The 19,831-nt window shown below is 68.9% G+C and carries 15 protein-coding genes; 6 read left to right on the top strand and 9 right to left on the bottom strand.

The annotated features are described in order from the left end of the window. The first annotated feature begins 5 nt into the window (after window positions 1-5). Together CKW34_RS15020 and CKW34_RS15015 are read left to right on the top strand one after the other, a co-directional pair. Window positions 6-1,415 (top strand): RNB domain-containing ribonuclease, encoded by a 1,410-nt coding sequence (locus CKW34_RS15020; protein ID WP_059380880.1) that lies wholly within the window; start codon window positions 6-8, stop codon window positions 1,413-1,415. After that, window positions 1,405-2,007 carry a CHAP domain-containing protein gene (locus CKW34_RS15015; protein WP_059380881.1) on the top strand — a complete coding sequence of 201 codons (603 nt, stop codon included), beginning with the start codon at window positions 1,405-1,407 and terminating at the stop codon, window positions 2,005-2,007. The genes CKW34_RS15020 and CKW34_RS15015 overlap by 11 nt, the downstream gene beginning before the upstream one ends. A 7-nt stretch (window positions 2,008-2,014) precedes the next feature. Here the strand turns inward: CKW34_RS15015 and pip are convergent, their stop codons facing one another. From pip to panB, 4 genes are all read right to left on the bottom strand, one after another. Beyond that, window positions 2,015-2,926 carry a prolyl aminopeptidase gene (gene pip, locus CKW34_RS15010; protein ID WP_059380898.1) on the bottom strand — a complete coding sequence of 304 codons (912 nt, stop codon included), beginning with the start codon at window positions 2,924-2,926 and terminating at the stop codon, window positions 2,015-2,017. A 51-nt stretch (window positions 2,927-2,977) separates the two neighbouring features. Further along, the gene (locus CKW34_RS15005) at window positions 2,978-3,418 is read right to left on the bottom strand and encodes a hypothetical protein (RefSeq protein ID WP_033097808.1); all 441 of its coding nucleotides are present in this window, start codon (window positions 3,416-3,418) and stop codon (window positions 2,978-2,980) included. Window positions 3,419-3,489: 71 nt separating this feature from the next. Then, the gene (locus tag CKW34_RS15000; protein WP_006554419.1) at window positions 3,490-6,192 is read right to left on the bottom strand and encodes a cation-transporting P-type ATPase; all 2,703 of its coding nucleotides are present in this window, start codon (window positions 6,190-6,192) and stop codon (window positions 3,490-3,492) included. Window positions 6,193-6,304: 112 nt separating this feature from the next. Then, on the bottom strand, window positions 6,305-7,165 hold the full coding sequence (gene panB / locus CKW34_RS14995) for a 3-methyl-2-oxobutanoate hydroxymethyltransferase (protein WP_024101318.1): 861 nt from the start codon (window positions 7,163-7,165) through the stop codon (window positions 6,305-6,307). A 185-nt stretch (window positions 7,166-7,350) separates the two neighbouring features. On the opposite strand from panB, the gene CKW34_RS14990 reads away from it, so the two are divergent. The 3 genes from CKW34_RS14990 (at window position 7,351) to CKW34_RS14980 (ending at window position 13,350) form a co-directional block, all read left to right on the top strand. After that, on the top strand, window positions 7,351-8,901 hold the full coding sequence (locus CKW34_RS14990) for an alpha/beta hydrolase (RefSeq protein ID WP_059380882.1): 1,551 nt from the start codon (window positions 7,351-7,353) through the stop codon (window positions 8,899-8,901). 85 nt (window positions 8,902-8,986) lie between these two features. Further along, window positions 8,987-10,324, top strand: coding sequence for a glutamine synthetase family protein (locus tag CKW34_RS14985; RefSeq protein WP_059380883.1), 1,338 nt, complete (start codon window positions 8,987-8,989; stop codon window positions 10,322-10,324). A 14-nt stretch (window positions 10,325-10,338) separates the two neighbouring features. Then, a complete protein-coding gene (locus tag CKW34_RS14980; RefSeq protein ID WP_059380884.1) occupies window positions 10,339-13,350 on the top strand; it encodes a bifunctional [glutamine synthetase] adenylyltransferase/[glutamine synthetase]-adenylyl-L-tyrosine phosphorylase in 3,012 nt (1,003 codons plus the stop codon). 6 nt (window positions 13,351-13,356) lie between these two features. On the opposite strand, the gene CKW34_RS14975 is transcribed toward CKW34_RS14980, so the two are convergent. The 4 genes from CKW34_RS14975 to glnA form a co-directional block, all read right to left on the bottom strand. Further along, complete coding sequence (locus tag CKW34_RS14975; RefSeq protein ID WP_064059832.1) at window positions 13,357-13,692, bottom strand: hypothetical protein; 336 nt, start codon at window positions 13,690-13,692, stop codon at window positions 13,357-13,359. Between the two features lie 250 nt (window positions 13,693-13,942). Continuing rightward, window positions 13,943-16,126, bottom strand: a complete 2,184-nt coding sequence (gene katG, locus CKW34_RS14970; RefSeq protein WP_095092032.1) for a catalase/peroxidase HPI — start codon at window positions 16,124-16,126, stop codon at window positions 13,943-13,945. Between the two features lie 37 nt (window positions 16,127-16,163). Continuing rightward, complete coding sequence (locus CKW34_RS14965; protein WP_059380886.1) at window positions 16,164-16,553, bottom strand: Fur family transcriptional regulator; 390 nt, start codon at window positions 16,551-16,553, stop codon at window positions 16,164-16,166. 274 nt (window positions 16,554-16,827) lie between these two features. Then, entirely contained in the window at window positions 16,828-18,264 is a 1,437-nt protein-coding gene (gene glnA / locus CKW34_RS14960) for a type I glutamate--ammonia ligase (protein ID WP_016694971.1), read from the bottom strand. 210 nt (window positions 18,265-18,474) lie between these two features. On the opposite strand from glnA, the gene CKW34_RS14955 reads away from it, so the two are divergent. After that, the gene (locus CKW34_RS14955; RefSeq protein ID WP_059380887.1) at window positions 18,475-18,951 is read left to right on the top strand and encodes an RDD family protein; all 477 of its coding nucleotides are present in this window, start codon (window positions 18,475-18,477) and stop codon (window positions 18,949-18,951) included. A 119-nt stretch (window positions 18,952-19,070) separates the two neighbouring features. Here the strand turns inward: CKW34_RS14955 and CKW34_RS14950 are convergent, their stop codons facing one another. Next, complete coding sequence (locus CKW34_RS14950; RefSeq protein WP_059380888.1) at window positions 19,071-19,811, bottom strand: DUF4191 domain-containing protein; 741 nt, start codon at window positions 19,809-19,811, stop codon at window positions 19,071-19,073. Window positions 19,812-19,831 lie beyond the last annotated feature (20 nt).

The following is a 19,831-nucleotide window of genomic DNA, read 5'->3' as shown; positions in this document are numbered from 1 at the left end:
GCATCGTGGTGACCACTCCGATTGTCGTCGCGCCGGCGATCGACTTCGCCGACGTGCGCGCCGAGTTCGACCTCGTCGACGAGTTCCCGCCGGAGGCCCTCGCCGAGGCGCGACACGCGACCGACCGCTACGCGGACGTCCGTGAGGACCGCACCGATCTTCCTCTCGTGACCATCGACCCACCCGGATCGATGGACCTCGACCAGGCCCTGCATCTCGAACGCACCGACGACGGCTTCGTGCTGCACTACGCGATCGCCGACGTGTACGCACTCGTCGAACCGGGTGGCGCGTTGGATGCCGAGACGCACCGCCGCGGGCAGACCTTCTATCTGCCCGACGGCTCGGTGCCGTTGCATCCGCGCGAGCTGTCCGAGGGCACCGCGAGCCTGCTGCCGGACGCCGTCCGTCCGGCGGTGTTGTGGCGCATCGAGACCGACCACCGCGCCGAGCCCGTCGCGGTGAGCGTGCGTCGTGCCCTCGTCCGGTCGGTCGCACGTATGCACTACGCCGGAGTGCAACGCGACGCCGACGCGGGCCGGTTGCATCCGTCCGTCGAGGCGTTGCCCGATTTCGGGCGGTTGCGGGAGGCCGCAGCGCTCGCCCGTGGAGCGATCGAACTGCGCCTGCCCGCGCAGGACGTCGTGCAGGACGGCGACGACTGGACGCTGCAGATCGAACCGCGCACCGAGGCCGACGAGTGGAACTCCGAGATCTCGCTGCTCACCGGGATGTGCGCCGCGCAGATCATGATCGACGCGCGGGTCGGCCTGCTGCGCACGCTCCCACCCGCTGATCCCGCCGCGGTCGATGCTCTGCGCCGCACCGCGCGGTCGCTCGACGTGCCGTGGCCGTCGGGGCTGGGTGTCGGTGCCTTCCTCGCCTCGTTCGACGCCAACGACCCGAAGACACTCGTATTGATGAGCGAAGCGCCGACACTGCTGCGCGGTGCGTCCTACGCGGCCTTCGACGGTGAACTGCCCGAGACGATCCTGCACGGCGCGATCGGTGCGCCCTACGCGCACGTCACCGCGCCGCTGCGCCGGTTGTCCGACCGGTACGCCACCGAGGTGTGCCTCGCGGTGTCGTCGGGCCGGGACGTCCCGGAGGCGGTCCGCGCCGAACTGTCCGCGATGCCGAAGATCATGTCGTCGACCGATTCTCTCGCCGGGAAGGTGAACCGGGCGTGCATCGACCTGACCGAGGCGGTCGTGCTCGCGCCGCGGGTGGGGGAGACCTTCGAGGCGACTGTCCTGAAGGAGGCGACCGAGCGGCGCGACGCGGAGGTGTTCGTCGTTTCCGAGACCGTCATCGGCCCGTGCGGTGGGGCGCCCGAGGAGGGCAGCACGGTGCGGGTGCGGCTCACCCTCGCCGACCCGCAGGCCCGCAAGATCCGCTTCGACCATGACCGGTGAGGTGATGCGGCGGCGACGGCCGGTCGCCGCCGTCCTCGCCGTCGTGCTCGCGCTGTGTGCGGTGCTCGCGGTGCTCGTGTGGTGGATCCTGCCGAACCGGCTGTTCCCGTGGGACAGTGCGCCATTCCCCGAGATCGACACCTCGGCGTTGTCGCCGGCGCAGGTGCGGGTCGTCGAACTGCTCGAGGAACAGCACGAGGCGCAGAATCCCGGCACGTTCTACTCGGAGGGTGTCCGCGAACCGTGGTGCGCCGACTTCGTCAGCTGGATCATGCGGGAAGCCGGTGTGCCGCTGTCCAATCCGCATTCGGGTCACTGGCGGATCCCCGGCGTGTTCACGCTCCAGGAGTACTACGAGCAGGTCGACCGCTACGAACCGGCGGGCACGGGATACCGGCCGGAAGTCGGCGATGTGGTGCTGTACCACAACAGGATCGGCCTCGGTCAGCGCGAACACACGAACATCGTCGTCGCCGTCGACGGTGATTCGGCGATCACCGTCGGCGGCAACGAGATGGGCCGGATCCGCGTCCACGAACTCGACGTGACCGGGGACGACGCGGTGGTCGGCTTCGGGCGGCTGCCGGGCTGATCCTGGGTCAGCGGAACATGTCGGTGGCCTCGACGAGCCGGTGCACGATTCCCGGTTCGGTCGCCGCATGGCCCGCGTCGTCGACGATGTGCAGGCGGGACGACGGCCACGCCTCGTGCAGGTCGTGCGCGCTGCGCGCCGGGCACACCACGTCGTAGCGGCCCTGCACGATCACGCCCGGGATGTCGCGCAGCAGATGCGCGTCGCGCAGGAGTGCACCCTCGTCGAAGAAGCCGCGGTGGTGGAAGTAGTGGTTCTCGATGCGTGCGAAGGCCAACGCGAACCGGGGTTCGGCGGTCTCCGCGACACGATCCGGGTTCGGCAGCAGCGAGCTCGTGGCGCCCTCCCAGGTGGACCATGCGATCGCCGCGTCCAGGGCGACGTCCGGATCGGCCGAGTGCAGCAGGCGGTGGTAGACGTCCACGGGATGCTCGCCCGGCTCGGCGGCGTCGAGCGGAGCACGGAACCCCTCCCACGCCTCGGGGAACAGCTGCCCGGCACCGCCGTTGTAGTACCAGTCGATCTCGCTGCGGCGCAGCAGGAAGATCCCGCGCAGGACGAGTTCGGTGACGTGCTCGGGGTGCCGCTGGGCGTAGGCGAGGGCGAGCGTCGAGCCCCACGACCCGCCGAAGACCATCCACCGGTCCACACCGAGGAAGGTGCGCAGCCGCTCGATGTCGGCGACCAGATGGTCGGTGGTGTTGACCGACAGAGCGGCGCCGTCGGCCACGTGGGGCTGCGACCGGCCGCAGCCACGCTGGTCGAACAACACGATCCGGTAGGCGCCCGGATCGAAGAAGCGCCGGTGCTGCGGCGCGGTGCCGCCACCCGGACCGCCGTGGAGGAAGACCACGGGCTTGCCCTGCGGGTTGCCGCTGACCTCCCAGTACAGCTGCTGGCCGTCACCGACGTCGAGCATGCCCGTCTCGTGCGGCTCGATCGGCGGATACAGTTCGCGTCGCTCCACGGATCAGAACCCGACGAGGCCCGACGCGAGATCGGGGATCTCGAGTGCCTGCACGGCCTCCTCGCGCACCTCCGGGCACTGCGCGGAGGTCGCCGCGTCGATGCGGCCCCGGTCGCCCGCGAGCGCGACGAGGTCGACACCGTTCGCCGCACCCCATTCGCCGACGAGGATGTTGAGGCCACCGCGCCCCACCGAGGGGGTGTAGGTGCGCCAGTTCGACAGCTGGCCCTCGAGGCGTGCACACAGATCTGCGGCCTGCGCCTCGGTGAAGCCACCCGCTCCGGCCTCCGCGGGGCTCGACCCCGCAGCCGATGTCGTCTCCGTCGTCACCGGGGACTCGGTGGACGTGCCGGTCGGTGCCGGGTCCTGGGCCGGCGCGCACGCCGCGAGAACACCTGCCAGCGCGACGGCGACGGCGGGAACGAGACTGGAGCGGATCTGCATGGACACCTCACGGGTCGTACGGTCGGATCGTCGTCGAGTCTGCCACCGGCCGGGGACGGGGCCGTCGGCGGTCAGGACACGGGTGCCGGTCGCAGGCGCCGGACCACCCACTTCTCGAACTCGGCGACGACGAACACCAGCAGGCCCGCCGCGAGCACCTTGCCCCAGTCCGCCCACGAGATCGCGGCGGACCCGAAGATCGCCTGCATGAACGGGGCGTAGGTGAACAACAGTTGCAACGCGGCGCACGCCGCGATCGCAGCAAGCACGTACCGGTTCCCGAACAGCCCGTCGCGGGTGAGGACCGTGTCGCGGATGCGGCGGCTGTTGAGCAGGTAGAACATCTCGGCCACGACGATCGCGTCCACCGCGAGCGTGCGCGCGACCTCCACCGGTGCACCGCGGTCGAGTTCCCACAGGAACAGGCCGAGCGAGCCGACCATCATCAGCACCGACACCATCACCACGCGCCAGACGAAGAAGCGGGACAGCAGTGATTCCCCGGGCGGTCGCGGCCTGCGGAGCATGACCGACTTCTCCGTCGGTTCGAACGCGAGCGCCAGACCGAGGGTGCTGACGGTGGCGAGGTTGATCCACAGCACCTGCGCGGGTGTGAGCGGCAGGGTGAGCTGGAAGAGGATGGCGGCGACGACCACCAGCGCCTCACCGCCGTTGGTGGGCAGCATGAAGAGGACGAACTTCTTCAGGTTGTCGTAGACGCCGCGGCCCTCGCGGACTGCGGCGGCGATGCTCGCGAAATTGTCGTCGGCGAGAACGACGTCGGCCGCTTCCTTGGCGGCCTCGGTTCCGGTCATGCCCATCGCGACCCCGACGTCGGCCCGCGCAAGCGCCGGCGCGTCGTTCACACCGTCGCCGGTCATCGCCACGACGTGACCGCCGGCCTGCAGGGCGCGCACCAGACGGAGTTTGTGCTCGGGACTGGTGCGCGCGAAGATGTCCGTCTCCGCGACGACCCGGCGCAGTTCCGCATCGTCGAGGGTCTCGATCTCGGCGCCGGTCATCGCCCGCGAACCCGTGCCGAGACCCATCTGCGCCCCGATCTCGGCGGCGGTGGCGGCGTGGTCACCGGTGATCATCTTCACCGTGATCCCGGCGCGGTGGCATTCGCGCACCGCCGTGATCGCCTCCTCGCGCGGCGGGTCGATGATGCCGACCAGAGCGAGCATCGTGAAGTCGTGCCGGGCGTCTTCGAAGGCGAGCACGCCGTCCTCCGGTTCGCGGTCGCGGAACGCGAGGGCCAGCACGCGCAGGCCCTGGGCCGCGATCTCGTCGGCGCGGCGGGTCCAGTAGGCCTCGTCGACGGGGCGTACCACGCCGTCGGCGCCGAGCTGGCCGGTGCAGGCGACGAGGACCCGCTCCGGGGCGCCCTTGAGCAGGATGCGTTCGCGGCGACCGTCGTCGTGCGGGTGCAGGGTCGCCATGAACTTGTGTTCGGATTCGAACGGGACGACATCGAGGCGCGGCCACCGCTCGTGGGCCGCCGCGGTGGGCAGGCCGGCCTTGCGGCCGAGGACGACGAGCGCTGCCTCGGTGGGGTTGCCGTGCACCTCCCACACGCCGTCCTCCTCGACCACCTCGGTGTCGTTGCACAGGACACCGGCGCGGACGGCCAGATCGAGTGCCGGGTCGGTGTGCGGATCGACCGGATCGCCACTCTCGGCGGCGATGATCGAACCGATCGGCGCGTAACCGACACCGCCCACCTCGACGGTGCGGTGCGCACACACGACCTTCTGCACGGTCATCTCGTTGCGGGTCAACGTGCCCGTCTTGTCGGAGCAGATCACCGTCACCGAGCCGAGGGTCTCGACGGCAGGAAGGCGCCGGATGACGGCGTTGCGCCGGGCCATGCGTTGCACGCCGAGGGACAGGGCCACGGTCATCACGGCCGGGAGTCCCTCGGGGATCGCGGAGGCGGCCAACGCGACCACGAGGGTGAACATCTCCGCCGGGCTCTCGCCGCGCCACACGACACCGAGCGCGAAGGTCACGGCGGACGCGAGGAGGATGACCGCCGCCAGCCAACGGCCGAAGCGGCCGATCTGCTCGAGCAACGGTGTGGCCGCGCGGTCGACACCCGACAACAGGGCATTGATGCGGCCGAGTTCGGTGTCGGAGCCGGTCGCGATCACCACGCCGTCACCCTGGCCGAAAACCGCGACGGTGCCGGTGAAGCACGTCGATCTGCGGTCGCCGAGTTCGGTGTCGGCGTCGACCGGGTCCGGTGTCTTGGCGACGGGCACGGATTCACCGGTCAGGGCCGCCTCGTCGATGCGCAGCTCACGCGAGCTCAGGATCCGCAGGTCGGCGGGGACGCGGTCGCCGGAGGCGAGGCGCACCACGTCGCCCGGCACGAGATCTGCCGCGGGGATGTCGACGATCCGGCCGTCGCGGTGGACCCGCGTCCGGGGCGCGAGCATGGCACGGATCGAGTCGAGCGCGGACGCGGCGCGACCCTCCTGGACGAAACCGATGAGCGCGTTCACGATCACGGCACCCATCAGGACTGCCGTGTCTATCCAGTGGCCCAGGAACGCGGTGACGACAGCGGCCGCCATCATCACGTACAGCAGGACGTTGTGGAACTGTCGCAGCAGTCGCCACCACCAGCGATCCGAGCGGGGAGCGGGCAGCGCATTGGGTCCGTACAGCTCCCGCCGGCGGGTCGCCTCGGCCGTGGTCAGTCCCGCTTCGGTGGTCTCGAGCCGGGCGAGCGTGTCACCGGAATCGAGTGCGTGCCAGGGGTGGCTCATTACCGAAATTTTACTCAGTGTCGCTTCCGCGGGCACCCCGGGACGGCGGTGATCCCGGACGCACGAGGGGCACCACCGCGGTCGGTGGTGCCCCTCGGCAAACGAGCGATCGTCAGAAGGAGTGCTCGGGCCCCGGGAAGGTGCCCTGCCCGACCTCTGCTGCGTACTGTGTTGCGGCGCGGCGCAGTTCGTCGCCGACCTGCCCGAACTTCTTGACGAACTTCGCGGTCTTGCCGCTGGTGTAGCCGGCCATGTCCTGCCAGACGAGCACCTGCGCGTCGCACTCGTTGCCCGCGCCGATGCCGACGGTGGGGATGCTCAGCTTGCGGGTGACCTGCCCGGCCAGCTCGGCCGGCACCATTTCCATCACGACGGAGAAGGCACCCGCCTCCTGGACGGCGATCGCGTCGGCGACGAGCTGCTCGGCGCCGTCGCCGCGGCCCTGCACGCGGAACCCGCCGAGCGTGTTCACGGACTGCGGGGTGAAGCCGATGTGGGCCTGCACGGGGATGCCGGCGGCGGTGATCGCGGCGATCTGTGGAGCCATCCGCTCGCCGCCCTCGAGCTTCACCGCGTGGGCGCCGCCTTCCTTCATGAACCGCACGGCGGTGGCGAGGGCCTGTTCGGGCGAGGCCTCGTACGAGCCGAACGGCAGGTCGGCGACGACGAGCGCGTGCGGAGCACCGCGCACGACGCCGCGGACGAGGGGGAGGAGTTCGTCGACGGTCACGGGCACCGTGGTGTCGTAGCCGTAGACGACGTTGGCTGCGGAATCGCCCACGAGCAGGACCGGGATACCGGCCTCCTCGAAGATGCGGGCGGAGGAGTAGTCGTAGGCCGTCAACTCTGCCCAGCGGCGGCCTTCGGCCTTCATCGCCTGCAGGTGATGGACTCGCGTCTTGCGCTTGGGGGTGTCTGCAGGGGCTGCGGCGGAGGCCGCGCCACCGTATACGGACGTCATGTTCTCGGACATCACTGTCCCTTTCTTCCTCGAGGCCCTCGGGGTCCCCGGGTCGGGTGATGACTGTCTCAGTCTGCCACTCGGGTTCGGACGGACGAAGGCCGCGCAGCGGTGCGATTCGTCACACCGCACGACCGCTCGGAAGGGAGCGCAGGTCGTGCCGCTGCAGGCCGACCGGGGCGTGGCACGATCGGATCGTGCCCCACCCTGCTCGCGCGCGCATCCGTCGTCTGTCCCTCCTGGCGCTCGTGGCCGCCGCCGCGGCGACCGCGTGTGGTGACACCGCGCAGGAGGAGCGAGAGCCGTCGGCGGTCGGAGTCGTCCCGGGACTCGAGCGGTTCTACGAGCAGGACGTCGACTGGGAGTCGTGCGGGTCGTACGGCGCGGACGGGCCGATGATGGTGCGGCAGGGTGTCGAGTGCGCACGCGTCGAGGTTCCCCTCGACTACGAGGACCCGAACGGCGAGGTGATCACCCTCGCGGTGTCGCGACTGCCCGCCGGCGGCGACCGGATCGGTTCCCTGCTCGTCAACCCCGGCGGCCCGGGCGCCTCGGGACTGTCCACCGCGCTCGCCGCCGACGGCACCGTCCTCGCCGACCGCTTCGACGTGGTCGGCTTCGACCCCCGCGGTGTCGGATCGTCCGAACCGGCGGTCCGCTGCCTCACCGATGCCGAGTTCGACGCCGACCGCGCTGTGGACGACGGGGACACGAGCCCCGAGGGCATCGCCGCGACGGAGAAACGCAATCGTGAGTACGCGGAGTTGTGCGCCGAACGCAACGGCACGGATCTGCTCGCGCACCTCGGCACCCGAGAGGTCGTGCAGGACATGGACGTCCTCCGCGGGGTCCTCGGGGACGACGCATTGACCTATCTCGGCTATTCCTACGGAACCCGGCTCGGCACCCTCTACGCCGAGGCCTTCCCTGGCCGGGTGCGGGCGATGGTGCTCGACGGCGCGATCGATCCGGAGCAGGACCCGGTCGAGGAGATCGTGCTGCAGGCCGAGGGTTTCCAGAAGGCGTTCGACGAGTTCGCGGTGTATTGCGCGCAGTACGCCGGGTGCCCGCTCGGTAGCGATCCGGCTCGGGCAGCGGAGCGGTTCCGTACGCTCGTCGACCCTCTGCTCGACGCTCCGGCACCCACCACCGATCCGCGCGGGTTGAGCCACCGCGACGCCATCACCGGTGTGCAGCAGGGCCTGTACTCGCCGACCCTGTGGGGTTCACTGCGCGGCGGGCTGGAGTCGCTCGCGACGACCGGCACGGGCGACACCCTGCTGCGACTCGCCGACCTCTACGAGGGTCGCGGTGAGGACGGCACCTACAGCAACATCACCGACGCGTTCAACGCCGTCCGGTGCGTCGACGACCCGCCGGTGACCGACCGCGCCCTCGCGGGCGAACTCGACATGCGGTTCCGCACGGCGGCGCCCTTCCTCGACGACGGCCGCGGCACCGGATCGGCGGCCCTGGACGTGTGCGCCTTCTGGCCCGTTCCGGCGACGGGGGAGCCGCACACCCCCGATGTCCGCGATCTGCCGCCCGTGCTCGTGGTCTCGACGACCGGTGATCCGGCGACGCCCTACGATGCGGGAGTCGAACTGGCAGCCCGGCTCGGTGGTGTCCTGGTGAGCTTCGAGGGCACGCAGCACACCGTCGTCCTGGACGGCAACGCATGCGTCGACACCGCTGTGACCAGCTATCTTGTGGATTCGACGGTGCCGGAAAACGATCCTCACTGCTGACCGTCGACGAACGTGAGCGACACGCCATCCGGAACTGTCACCCGATGTAACACGGAATTAACGGATTGTGCCTAGTCTCGCGAGTATGGATCGCCAGAAGGAGTTCGTGCTCCGCACCCTCGAAGAGCGCGACATTCGGTTCGTGCGCCTGTGGTTCACCGACGTCGTCGGCACCCTCAAGTCGGTGGCGATCGCGCCGGCCGAACTCGAAGGAGCCTTCGAGGAGGGCATCGGGTTCGACGGCTCGGCCATCGAAGGCTTCTCCCGGATCTCCGAAGCCGACATGGTCGCGCGTCCCGACGCCACCACCTTCCAGGTGCTGCCCTGGGTCGACGACCGGGGACACCAGTACTCGGCCCGGATGTTCTGCGACATCACCATGCCCGGCGGCACCCCCAGCTGGGCCGACCCCCGCCACGTCCTGCGCCGCCAGCTCAACAAGGCCTCCGATCTCGGCTTCAGCTGCTACGTGCACCCCGAGATCGAGTTCTTCCTCGTCGAGGACGGCCCCGAGGGCGGTGCCCCGATCCCGGCCGACATCGGCGGCTACTTCGACCAGTCCGTGCACCGCTCGGCCCCGCACTTCCGGCGCCACGCCATCGACGCTCTCGAGTCCATGGGCATCTCGGTGGAGTTCAGCCACCACGAGACCGCGCCCGGCCAGCAGGAAATCGACCTGCGCTACGCCGACGCGCTGTCCATGGCCGACAACGTCATGACCTTCCGCTACGTGGTCAAGGAGATCGCGATGCAGGAGGGCGTGCGGGCGACCTTCATGCCCAAGCCCTTCCGCGACCACGCCGGTTCCGCGATGCACACCCACATGTCGCTGTTCGAGGGCGAGACCAACGCCTTCCACGACCCCGACGACCCGCTGCAGCTCTCGGCGACCGGCAAGGCGTTCATCGCCGGAATCCTCGAGCACTCCAACGAGATCAGCGCCGTCACCAACCAGTGGGTCAACTCGTACAAGCGTCTCGTGCACGGGGGAGAGGCACCCACGGCCGCGTGCTGGGGTCCGTCGAACCGCTCCGCGCTCGTGCGTGTCCCGATGTACACGCCGAACAAGGCGTCGTCGCGGCGTGTCGAGATCCGCACCCCCGACTCGGCGTGCAACCCCTACCTGACCTTCGCGCTGCTGCTCGCGGCCGGTCTGCGCGGTATCGAGAAGGGTTACGAGCTCGCCCCCGAGGCCGAGGACGACGTGTGGTCGCTGACCTCCGCCGAGCGTCGCGCCATGGGTTACCGCGAACTGCCCACCGATCTCGACATCGCGCTGCGCGAGATGGAGAAGTCCGAACTCGTCGCCGAAACCCTCGGTGAGCACGTCTTCGACTACTTCCTGCGCAACAAGTGGCGGGAGTGGGAGAACTACCGCAGCCAGGTCACTCCCTTCGAACTCGAGCAGTACCTGGGGTTGTAAGCGACGATGGAAGCGTGGTGAGACCGCCCAGCGCGCGTTCGGTAGTTCCCGGCCCCGGTCGGCTCGGCCTCGTCGAGCCGACCGCGCCCGCCGAGCTCGCTCGACTCGGATGGAACGACGCCGAGAGCGTCGAACTGCTGTGGGCGCTGTCCCGTGCCCCCAACGCCGACCTGGCCCTGCGTACCCTCGCGCGCCTGGCCGACGCGCTCGGTGACGACTGGGCCGAGCTCGACTCGGCACTGCGCTCCGACACGCGCCTGCGAGGTCGGTTGTTCGGGCTGTTCGGGGCGTCCTCGGCCCTCGGCGACCACGTGGTCGCCAATCCCGATCGCTGGAAGATGCTCGCGGGCAGCGCTGCGCTGCCCGACAAGCACACCTTCACGGCGCGGATGCTCGACAGCGTCGACGCGGAGCCCGAACCCGACGGGCGTCCCGGCCGGCTGATCCACCGGGCCGGGCTCATCGGTCCGCACGCGGTCGCGGCGCTGCGCACCACCTACCGCGACCAGCTCATGCTGATCGCCGCCGCCGATCTCGCGGCGGTCGTCGAGAACGAACCGGTGCTGCCCTATCTCGAGGTCGGGGCGCTGCTCGCCGACCTCGCCGACGCGGCGCTGACCGCGGCTCTCGCGGTGGCCGTGTCCACGGTGATCCCGGAGGGCCCGTGCCCGATCGACCTCGCCGTCATCGCGATGGGCAAGTGCGGTGCGCGCGAGCTGAACTACGTCAGCGACGTCGACGTCGTCTTCGTCGCCGAACCCGCCGACGCCCGCGCGAGCCGGATCGCCGGGGAGATGATGCGCATCGGCACGTCGGCCTTCTTCGAGGTCGACGCCGCGCTGCGACCGGAGGGCAAACGCGGAGAGCTCGTCCGCACCCTCGAATCCCACGTCGCCTACTACAACCGGTGGGCCAAGACCTGGGAGTTCCAGGCCCTGCTCAAGGCACGGCCGATGACCGGGAATCTCGACCTCGGCCGCCGGTACATCGACGCCCTGAGCCCGATGGTGTGGACCGCCTCCGAACGTGAGGACTTCGTGCCCGACGTGCAGGCGATGCGCCGCCGGGTCGAGGAAATGGTGCCCCCAGAACTACGCGAACGCGAACTCAAGCTCGGACGCGGCAGCCTCCGCGACGTCGAGTTCGCCGTGCAATTGCTCCAACTCGTGCACGGCCGCGTCGACGAATCGTTGCGCGTGCCCAACACCGTCGAAGCGCTGGGCGCACTCGCCGACGGGGGTTATGTCGGGCGCGACGACGCCGCGAACATGCGGGCGTCCTACGAGTTCCTCCGCCTGCTCGAACACCGGCTCCAGCTCCAGCGGCTCAAGCGGACCCACACCCTGCCACCGCCCGAGGACCGGGAGGCACTGCGGTGGCTCGCGCGCGCCGCGCACATGCGGCCGGACGGACGCAAAGACGCGCTCGGCGTCCTCGAATCGGAGATCAAGCGCAACTCGTCGCGGATCCGGAAACTGCACGCGCGCCTGTTCTACCGGCCGCTGCTGGACTCCGTGAGCAAGCTCGACAAGGAAGCCCTACGGCTGTCGCCCGATGCGGCCGTCCGCCAGCTCGCGGCGCTGGGCTACCGCGCTCCGCAGCATGCGATGGAACACCTGGCGGCGTTGTCCGGGGGAGCCTCCCGGAAGGCACGCATCCAGGCGTTGCTGCTCCCGCAGTTGCTCGAATATCTCGGTGAGACAACCGATCCCGACGCCGGCCTGCTCGCCTACCGACGGCTGTCCGACGCGCTCTACGACACCGTCTGGTTCCTGCGGGTGCTGCGCGACGAACCGGCCGTCGCCGAACGTCTCATGACGGTGCTCGGCTCGTCGGCCTACGTCGCCGACCTGCTGGTGAAGTCTCCCGACGTCATCCGCCTGTACGCCGACGCGTCGACCGGGCCGCGACTGCTCGAGGCGAACCCGCCCGAGGTGGCGCGCGCCCTCGTTGCATCGTCGTCGCGCTACTCCGATCCCGCTCGGGCCATCGCCGCCGCGCGCTCGCTGCGACGGGCCGAACTCGCGCGCGTCGCGAGCGCCGACATCCTCGGCATGCTCGACGTGCCGCAGGTGTGCCGGGCGCTGTCCACGGTGTGGGCGGGTGTCCTCGAAGCCGCGCTCGACGCGGTGATCCGGGCGTCGGAACAGTCCCGGGGACCGGCGCCGGCGCGTATCGCGGTGATCGGGATGGGCCGGCTCGGAGGCGGCGAACTCGGCTACGGGTCCGACGCGGACGTGCTGTTCGTGTGCGACCCGCTGCCGGACGCCGACGAGACCGATGCGGTCAAGTGGGCGACGAGCATCGCCGAACAGGTACGGCGACTGCTCGGTGCGCCGAGCACCGACCCCCCGCTCGAGGTCGACCTGGATCTGCGTCCGGAAGGTCGCAGCGGTCCGATCGTCCGGACGTTCGCGTCCTACCGGGCGTACTACACGCAGTGGGCCGAGGTGTGGGAGGTGCAGGCGCTGCTGCGCGCACACGCCGTCGCCGGCGACCGCGAGCTCGGCACGCGCTTCCTGCACATGATCGACGACGTGCGGTATCCCGAGGGTGGGGTCTCCCAGGAGGCCGTCCGCGAGATCCGGCGCATCAAGGCGCGCGTGGATTCCGAGCGGCTGCCGCGCGGTGCCGACCCGGCCACCCACACCAAACTCGGACGGGGTGGCCTCGCCGACATCGAGTGGACCGTGCAGCTGCTGCAGCTCCAGCACGCCTACCGGCTCCCGGCGCTCCGCACGACCTCGACGCTCGAGGCACTCGACGGGATCGGAGCCGCCGAACTGCTCAGCGCGACCGACGTCGAACTCCTGCGTGCGGCATGGATCACCGCGACGGATGCGCGGAACTGTCTCGTGCTCGTCCGCGGCAAACCGACCGATCAGCTCCCGGGGCCGGGGCGGCTGCTCGAAGCAGTTGCCCGCGTGACGGGCTGGCGTGGTGAGGACGCGTCGGAGTTCCTCGACCACTACCTGCGCGTCACGCGTCGTGCGCGGGCGGTCGTCGAGCGGGTGTTCTGGGACTGACGGCGATCAGTCGCAGAAGACGACGAGTGCGAGTCCTCGCCAGACCTCGATCTCGGTCTTCTCCCACTCTTGGTCCTTGTGGTCCCAGTCGTACTCGACCTCGACGTCGTAGCCGCGGTCGCGTTGCTCTGTCACCCTGCAGTTCTGCATGGTGCTGCCGGACCGGTTGAGGATGATGTAGGGGACTCCCGCGTCGGAGAGCACCTGTTGTGCCTGCTCCTGCGACATCCCGACCACCGAGACGGAGGTCTGGGCCGCTGCGGTGCCCGAGAGTGCGACGGACAGGGGGACGGGGGACAGCATGACGGCGGCGCATGCTGCTGAAACGAGGGATCTACGCATGGGTGGCCTCCCGAGGAGACGTGTCGTTCGGATACGGACCATGTCGCATCCGCTCCCCCGCGAGCGGGTGTGACGAACATCACCAAGGCTGTGTCTCCACGGTACACCTGTGTGCAGTACGGCTGTCCAGTCGGTTTCGGAAACCCCTCCGACCTGCACACATCCACCTGCGCACGACGGAGCCACCCGCCGAACACGACGGGTGGCTCCGGGGTGGTGCGTCAGGCGCGGTCGTGGACCGCCGACGCGGTCACTTCTTCAGATCGAAACGGTCCAGGTTCATCACCTTCGTCCAGGCCGCGACGAAGTCGCGGACGAACTTCGGGCCGGCATCGTCGGTCGCGTAGACCTCGGCGAGCGCCCGCAGCTGCGAGTTGTGCCCGAAGACGAGGTCGACGGCGGTCGCGGTGTACTTGACCTGATCCGAGCCGCGGGCGCGTCCCTCGTAGACGCCCTCCTGGTTCTGCGAGACCTTCCACTCGGTTCCCATGTCGAGCAGATTGACGAAGAAGTCGTTCGTCAGGGTCTGCGGGCGGTCGGTGAAGACCCCGTGCTTGCTGCCGCCGTGGTTCGCGCCGAGCGCACGCAGGCCACCGACGAGCACCGTCGTCTCGGGAGCGGTCAGCGTCAGCAGGTTGGCGCGCTCGAGGAACAACTTCTCGGGCGGGAGCTTCTCGCCGCCGCGCAGGTAGTTGCGGAAACCGTCGTGCTTCGGCTCGAGCACCTCGAACGACTCGACGTCGGTCCACTCCTGCGTCGCATCGGTGCGGCCGGGGGAGAACGGAACCGTGATGTCGTGTCCCGCATCCTTGGCGGCCTTCTCGACCGCGGCGTTACCGGCGAGCACGATCAGGTCCGCCAGGGAGACCTTCTTGTTGCCGCCCGAGCCGTTGAAGTCCTGCTGGATGCCCTCGAGGATCTGCAGCACCTGTGCGAGCTGCTCGGGTTCGTTGGCCTCCCAGTTCTTCTGCGGCTCGAGTCGTACGCGGGCACCGTTCGCGCCGCCGCGCTTGTCGGTGCCGCGGAAGCTCGCGGCCGACGCCCAGGCGGTGGCGACGAGCTGCGGGATCGTCGCTCCCGAGTCGAGGATCTTCGCCTTGAGGGAGGCGGCGTCGCTGTCGTCGATCAGCTCGTGGTCGACCTCCGGCACCGGGTCCTGCCAGATCTGCGGTTCCGGGATCCACGGTCCGCGGTACCGCGAGATCGGACCCATGTCGCGGTGCAGCAGCTTGAACCACGCCTTGGCGAACTCCTGCTCGAGTTCCTCGGGATGGTCGAGCCAGCGTCGGGTGATCTCGCCGTAGACGGGGTCGTAGCGCAGCGCGAGGTCGCTGGTGAGCATGCCCGGCGCGTGCTTCTTCGTCGGGTCGTGGGCGTCGGGCACGGTGTCCGCGCCGGCGCCGCCCTTCGGCGTCCACTGCCACGCACCGGCGGGGCTCTTGGTCTTCTCCCACTCGTAGGCGTACAGCGTCTCGAGGAAGCTGTTGTCCCACTTGGTCGGCGTCGGCGTCCAGGTGACCTCGAGACCGCTGGTGATCGTGTCGCCACCGACACCGGTGCCGTACGAGTTCTTCCAGCCGAGACCCTGCTGTTCGATCGGGGCACCCTCGGGTTCGGGCCCGAGGTTGTCGGCCGGGGCGGCACCGTGAGTCTTGCCGACGGTGTGACCGCCGACGATCAGCGCGGCCGTCTCGACGTCGTTCATCGCCATCCGGGCGAACGTCTCACGGATGTCGCGTCCGGACGCCAGGATCTCCGGGTTACCGTTCGGGCCTTCGGGATTGACGTAGATCAGACCCATCTGCACGGCACCCAGGGGGCCCTGGAGCTCACGCTCACCGGCGTAGCGTTCGTCGCCGAGCCAGGTGTCCTCCGGGCCCCAGAAGACCTCGTCGGGCTCCCAGATGTCCTCGCGGCCGAACGCGAAGCCGAACGTCTTGAAACCCATCGACTCGTAGGCGCAGTTGCCGGCGAAGACCAGCAGGTCTGCCCACGAGAGCTTGCGGCCGTACTTCTGCTTGATCGGCCACAGGAGACGACGGGCCTTGTCGAGGCTGACGTTGTCGGGCCAGCTGTTGAGCGGCGCGAACCGCTGCGCACCCTTGCCGCCGCCACCGCGGCCGTCGGCGATGCGGTAGGTGCCGGCCGAGTGCCAGCTCATGCGGATGAACAGCCCCCCGTAGTGGCCGAAGTCGGCCGGCCACCAATCCTGGGAATCCGTCATCAGGTCGATCAGATCCTGACGGAGCGCCTCGACGTCGAGGGATTCGACTTCCTTCGAATAGTCGAAGTCGGGTTCCATCGGATTGGACAGCGGTGAATGCTGGTGCAGGACCGTCAGATCCAGCTGGTCCGGCCACCAGTCCTGATTGGTCCTGGGCCGGTGCGGTGACGGCTCGGGGGTGGGGATTGCCGGGTTTTCGCTTTCGGACACTGCGGTTTCCTTCCGGATCAGGGTCGATCGGACCGATTCAGGGCTGTTGTCGTGGTTCGTCTGTCGAACAGTCGCGGCACAGGCCCCAGAAGACGACGTCCGCCTCGTCGACATCGAAACCTGCGTCGTCCACCGGCGACAGGCAACGCGAGTCGCCGATGGTGTGGTCGACATCCGAGATCGCGGCGCAGGACCGGCAGACGAGGTGGTGATGACTGTCGCCGACACGCACCTCGTACCGCGCGTGGAAACCTGCGGGCTGGATACGTCGGAGGAGGCCGTGTGCCGAGAGAGCGTGGAGGATGTCGTACACGGTGTGCCGGCCGATGCCGGGAACGACGGCGCCGACCGCTTCGAAGATGCGATCGGCATCGGCGTGCGGGTGCTCGTGCGCCGCATCGAGCACCGCCAGACGCTGTCGGGTCACGCGAAGACCGGCTGCGCGTAACCTCTCGGAGAAATCCCGCGTCGAGGGCACGTGCCCACTATGGACCACGTTTCTGGAATCGGTCGCGATTTCGCCGGATTCGATGACGAACTAACGATTCTCGCGCGCCGAACCGGGTTTCGCCCCTGCTGCAGCACGGGCAAGCCCCGTTTCGGCGCGCGGGAATGCCGAACGGAAGGGTGCGGACAAGGCGAGAGGCCGCCCGTCCCGGAAGGGACGAACGGCCTCTCGAAGAGTGCTTACCGGACTCGACTCAGCAGTCGAAGTACAGCTGGAACTCGTAGGGGTGCGGACGCAGGTTGACCGGAGCGATCTCCTGCTCGCGCTTGAGCGAGATCCAGGTCTCGATGAGGTCGGTGGTGAAGACGCCGCCCTCGGTGAGGTACTCGTGGTCGCGCTCGAGGTTGTCGATGACGGCCGACAGGCTGGTGGGAGCCTGCGGAATGTTCTTGGCCTCCTCCGGCGGGAGCTCGTAGAGGTCCTTGTCGACCGGCGCGAGCGGCTCGATCTTGTTCTTGATGCCGTCGAGGCCGGCCATCATCTGCGCTGCGAAGTTCAGGTAGGGGTTACCCGAGGAGTCGGGAGCGCGGAACTCGAGGCGCTTGGCCTTCGGGTTGTTGCCCGTGATCGGGATACGCACGGCGGCCGAACGGTTGCGCTGGCTGTACACGAGGTTGATCGGAGCCTCGTAGCCCGGCACCAGGCGGTGGTACGAGTTGATCGTCGGGTTCGTGAAGGCGAGCAGCGACGGCGCGTGGTGCAGGATGCCGCCGATGTACCAGCGAGCGAGGTCGGACAGACCCGCGTAGCCGGACTCGTCGTGGAACAGCGGCTTGCCGTCCTTCCACAGCGACTGGTGCACGTGCATGCCCGAGCCGTTGTCGCCGAAGAGCGGCTTCGGCATGAAGGTGGCGGTCTTGCCGGCCTTCCACGCCGTGTTCTTGACGATGTACTTGAACAGCTGCAGGTCGTCGGCCGCGGAGAGCAGCGTGTTGAACTTGTAGTTGATCTCGGCCTGGCCGCCGGTGCCCACCTCGTGGTGGCCGCGCTCGAGCTCGAAGCCGGCGAGCTGCAGGTTGGTGGAGATCTCGTCGCGCAGGTCGACGTAGTGGTCGTACGGAGCGACGGGGAAGTAGCCACCCTTCGGACGGACCTTGTAGCCGCGGTTCGGGGTGCCGTCGGCGTTGTACTCGGCGCCGGTGTTCCACGAGCCGGAGATCGAGTCGAGCTCGTAGAACGCGCCGTTCATCTTCGAGTCGTAGGAGACGGAGTCGAAGATGTAGAACTCGGCCTCGGCACCGAAGAAGGCAGTGTCGGCGATGCCGGTGCTGACCAGGTACTCCTCGGCCTTACGCGCGACGTTGCGGGGGTCGCGGCTGTAGGACTCGCGGGTGAACGGATCGTGGACGAAGAAGCTGACGTTCAGGGTCTTGGCGGCACGGAAGGGGTCGATGCGGGCGGTCGTCACATCGGGGAGCAGGAGCATGTCCGACTCGTGGATGGACTGGAAGCCCCGCACGGAGGATCCGTCGAATGCCAGGCCGTCCTCGAAGACGTCCTCGTTGAACGCCTTCGCCGGGATCGAGAAGTGCTGTTCGATGCCGGGCAGGTCCGTGAAGCGGATATCGACGTACTCGACGTTCTCTTCCGCGATGTACTTGATGACCTCTTCGGCCGTGGTGAACGCCACGCTTGTGCTCCTTCAGTCGGTGCGCGCCATGGGTGCTGGGCGCCTGCGTCGGATCAGACGTTATGGATCTGGTGTTGCCCGTCCATCAAGCCTATGTTTCGCGGGTGTTACACATGCCTTCGTCCTGCTGTGAGGTCGAAAAGGTGGTATAAGTCACCACGGCCAACATGGGTCGACGCTGGTCCGCCCACAAGAGCTTATCCTGGTGCCATGGCACGCATGACGGGCAGTTGGCTTTCCGGGCCTGCTGCGGCGCTTCCCAAAGGTCTCCAGCAGGAGCAGGACTATCCCGGGCAACTGCTCGGTCTCCCCGAACACGGCCCCGGCTCCATGGTGCCCACCGTCCGCCGGGTGCTCGCCCTCGCGGTCGACTGGTTCATGTCCATGGCGATCGCCGCGGGCCTCGTCGGCGGCAACCCGCTCGAGAGCCCGCTGCTGTCGTCGTACACCCTCATCATCTGGTTCGTGGTGGGCGTGGGATGCGTGAGCCTGTTCTCGTTCACCCCCGGCCAGTTCGTCGCCGGACTGCAGGTCGTGCGGGTGGACGCCCCCGCGCGGGTCGGCGTCCTGCGCGCGCTCGCGCGTCAGGTACTGCTGGTCTTCATCGCTCCGGCGCTCGTCACCGACATCGACGGTCGCGGCCTCCAGGATCGCGCCACGGGCACCGCGGTCGTTCGTTCGCGCTGATCGCACAGGCGTCCGTTCGAACCGGTCCGTTCGCGTCGACCTCCGAGAACTTCACCGCACACGCCGAAGGCCGCCTTCGTCCATCGGACGAGAGGCGGCCTTCGGCGTGGTCCGGACGATCAGCGGCGACGCATGGTGCGCTGCACGCTGCGCATCTTCGCGCCGGCGGGAAGCGGACCCTTGGGCATGGCCGGCCCGGACTTCTTCGTGCTCAGTGCGGACAGGCGACCCTCGATGGTGTCCATCCGCTTGGTGTCGATGTTGCGGGGCAGCTTGTTCAGACGCTTCTGCAGCTGGGAGAGGGGAATCTGGCCCTCCTCGTTGCCGACGACGAACTCGTAGATCGGGGTGTCGCCGACCAGACGCGCGACCCGCTTCTTCTCCTGTGCCAGCAGGCCCTTCACGCGACCGGGATTGCCCTCACCGACGAGGATGATGCCGGGACGTCCGATGACGCGGTGCACGGCGTCGAGCTGGGTGGTGCCCGCGACCGCCTGGCTCACGCGCCACGCGCCCTGCAGGTTGTCGAGTGCCCACGCGGCCGCACCGGCCTGGCCGTCGGCCTTCGCGTACACGCTCTTCTGTACGCGGCGCCCGAAGATGATGAAGGCCAGCAGGACGCCGACGAGGATGCCGACCGGCAGCAGGAACCACTGGATGCCGAAGATCAGGCCGACGACGAAGAACACCACGATCGAACCGACGAGGGCACCGATCATCCACGGCAGGAGTGCCTTGTCCTCCTTGCGCTGGATCTGGAACGCCTGCCACAGCTGGGTTCTACGCTCCTTCGACGCCTGCTTGCGTGCGGCCTTCGCCGCAGCCTTCGCTTCCTTGTCGTTCTTACTGCCCTTCGCCATGTACACAAGGATACGGCCCC

It is taken from the genome of Rhodococcus rhodochrous (assembly GCF_900187265.1).
Taxonomy (GTDB): domain Bacteria; phylum Actinomycetota; class Actinomycetes; order Mycobacteriales; family Mycobacteriaceae; genus Rhodococcus; species Rhodococcus rhodochrous.
This window is presented reverse-complemented; position numbering and strand designations above follow the sequence as displayed.